Below are 2,249 nucleotides of genomic sequence, written 5' to 3' on the forward strand. Positions count from 1 at the left end.
TTGCGCCACCCTCAGGGATGAAAAATGGTTGAGCAAAATATTTTTCACGGCAAAGTTGCTGAACATTGCTCCTCAGCAACGGCTCCATGCTTTATCCTGCATCCATGCAGTCAATTATTTTCAGTGCTTTTACCATCCCTGGTGTGGCACAGAGATCTTAGAGTTTATTGATTTCCACTTTGAGTGGAGGTTTTGGCTTGAACCGTAAAGGCAGAAAGATACAAATTTGGTTCCCGTTTCCACGCTCTGCGTGGGAATGCATACCTCGGTAGGTAGCATCAGGCGAATTCGGTATGTATTCCCACGAGCGACAGAGGAAACGAGTTCAGATTAAATTGCGCTTACGACTAATTCTACAGTGTTAGTATATTCACCATCTGCCGCACCACTTGTACCAGCAACAGTTACATCAATATCAATTGTTTGATCTGTTCCAGTACAAATGTCACTTGCCGGGTTTGCTGGCTTTGCAGCGCCAATAACCCCAAATGTTTTGATAGACGTATTTCCGTGAGCCAGACCTCCATCTCCCCAAAGTTCGCTTGCACTGTTCTTATCCTTAACGTCAACAGTGAAAGTAATTGCAGGGTTCGCGTCAGGATTATCAGGGTCCAGGTGCAGCCCAAAGTCTTCTGTATCCGTGTTCAGTTGAAACTGAACATCCGTTGTGCTGCTGTATACGCATGCCTGGAGTGTCTTTGTGCCATCAGCAGTAAATGGAATATCCCGCATCCCCCAAATAGCCACCTCACCAGGCTTTATAAAAGAGACATCGAAGTCCCCGGTTGATGAACCTCCGACTGCCCCCTGTGTAGCCGCCATCGCTCCAACAGCCCCCAACAACCCCGTAGAAACCGCCGTCGCCAGTGCCAATGTCTTTAATGTTTTCATTATTTTCTCCCTTGCAGTGATTAGCTGCTGTTTGCCTGTGATTATGTTGTTATATGGCATTGTCCGGTTGGTGGATAACAGAAAGGGAAGTGTTAATGGTGAAGAGTTAATAGTTATCAGGGGCAAACCCGTTGTTATGATTAACCATTCACTGTTAACAATTCACAATTTCCATGAATCCATTCAAAGCCTTCCCACATCAATCCTGATAATTTTATTATCTAACCAAAGTCTTTTAATGTAAGGATTTCAACAACGATGTAAGCATTCAGTCAGTTATAGTGAACCCTGATTCTTAAATATTGCGGACTAATACTCAAGTGTTTTGTGACTCAAACCCAAATAAATTACCGTGTTTTCGGCCTTTGCGAATACCAGTTACATAAAATTTTTTATATGAACCACGAAAGTGACAGCCTTTGCTCATCCCCGCGCCCACGGCCCGAAAAAACCGTTGACTCCCCATAACTACCCACTGACACCATCGGGCTTGAGTATCGAATGCATACACTATTCTTAAAGAACACCTCTTTGTATGACTTCACGATTTGAGGCTTTTGACCATGGACCTGTCTGCTTACAACCACAACCGCAGTGACAAAAAACTGATCCGCTATGGCAGCGGCTGCAACATTCTCACTTTGTTTTTGACGCTGGTAATGATCTTCGGGTTCACCCAGGCAGGTTAGGAGGCTATCCGAAACATCCGCTGCAGTTGAGCCTTTACGGAAAGCGGGCAGCGGAATCGGGAAGCGACCCTAATCCAACTAATGCCACCCAATCCCTGACATTCTAAGATTGACACTCCAAGATTGACACTCTGTTATCTTTTGGAATCACCCATGCTCGATATTGCTCTCTACCAGCCGGAAATCCCCCCCAACACCGGTAATATCATCCGCCTCTGTGCCAATACCGGCTTTCGTCTGCATCTGATTGAGCCCCTGGGCTTTGAGCTGGATGATCAGCGATTAAAGCGGGCAGGTCTGGATTACCATGAGTTTGCCGAGCTGAAGATTCACCGGGACTATGGGGGTTTTCTGGCAACCGTCAAACCCGACCGGGTGCTGGCACTGAGTACCAAGGGTAAACGTAATTACAGCTGCTGCGCGTTTCGTGAAGGTGATACTCTGCTGTTTGGTCCTGAAACCCGTGGCCTGCCAGCGGAGATACTGACGTCCCTGCCCGGCGATCAGGTGCTGAGATTACCAATGCTGCCAAACAGCCGCAGCCTGAACCTGTCCAACACAGCGGCGGTGATGATTTATGAAGCCTGGCGGCAGATGGGATTTGTTGGTGGGCGCTAGGAGGCTGTCCGAGAATAGCGCCCGTAGCGAGGATGGCAGAAAATTGAGGAT

General features: G+C 47.4%; 4 protein-coding genes. 3 read left to right on the top strand and 1 reads right to left on the bottom strand.

Annotation, left to right across the window (positions count from 1 at the left end):
* Positions 1–208: hypothetical protein (locus KDK14_RS07680; protein WP_257264492.1), on the top strand; the 208-nt coding region annotated here is incomplete at its 5' end.
* A 122-nt stretch (positions 209–330) separates the two neighbouring features.
* On the opposite strand, the gene KDK14_RS07685 is transcribed toward KDK14_RS07680, so the two are convergent.
* The gene (locus KDK14_RS07685; protein WP_257264493.1) at positions 331–891 is read right to left on the bottom strand and encodes a hypothetical protein; all 561 of its coding nucleotides are present in this window, start codon (positions 889–891) and stop codon (positions 331–333) included.
* Between the two features lie 563 nt (positions 892–1,454).
* Between KDK14_RS07685 and KDK14_RS07690 the strand changes: the two genes are divergently transcribed.
* Both KDK14_RS07690 and trmL read left to right on the top strand, forming a co-directional pair.
* The gene (locus KDK14_RS07690; RefSeq protein WP_257264495.1) at positions 1,455–1,580 is read left to right on the top strand and encodes a hypothetical protein; all 126 of its coding nucleotides are present in this window, start codon (positions 1,455–1,457) and stop codon (positions 1,578–1,580) included.
* Positions 1,581–1,733: 153 nt separating this feature from the next.
* Positions 1,734–2,198 carry a tRNA (uridine(34)/cytosine(34)/5-carboxymethylaminomethyluridine(34)-2'-O)-methyltransferase TrmL gene (trmL, locus tag KDK14_RS07695; protein ID WP_257264496.1) on the top strand — a complete coding sequence of 155 codons (465 nt, stop codon included), beginning with the start codon at positions 1,734–1,736 and terminating at the stop codon, positions 2,196–2,198.
* Positions 2,199–2,249: the final 51 nt, after the last annotated feature.

It is taken from the genome of Endozoicomonas sp. ONNA2 (assembly GCF_024606365.1).
In the GTDB taxonomy this organism is placed as follows: domain Bacteria; phylum Pseudomonadota; class Gammaproteobacteria; order Pseudomonadales; family Endozoicomonadaceae; genus Endozoicomonas.

Coding starts and splice junctions, on each gene's coding strand:
- KDK14_RS07690 (WP_257264495.1), top strand. CDS start 1,455: ATGGACCTGTCTGCTTACAACCACAACCGCAGTGACAAAAAACTGATC.
- KDK14_RS07685 (WP_257264493.1), bottom strand. CDS start 891: ATGAAAACATTAAAGACATTGGCACTGGCGACGGCGGTTTCTACGGGG.
- trmL (WP_257264496.1), top strand. CDS start 1,734: ATGCTCGATATTGCTCTCTACCAGCCGGAAATCCCCCCCAACACCGGT.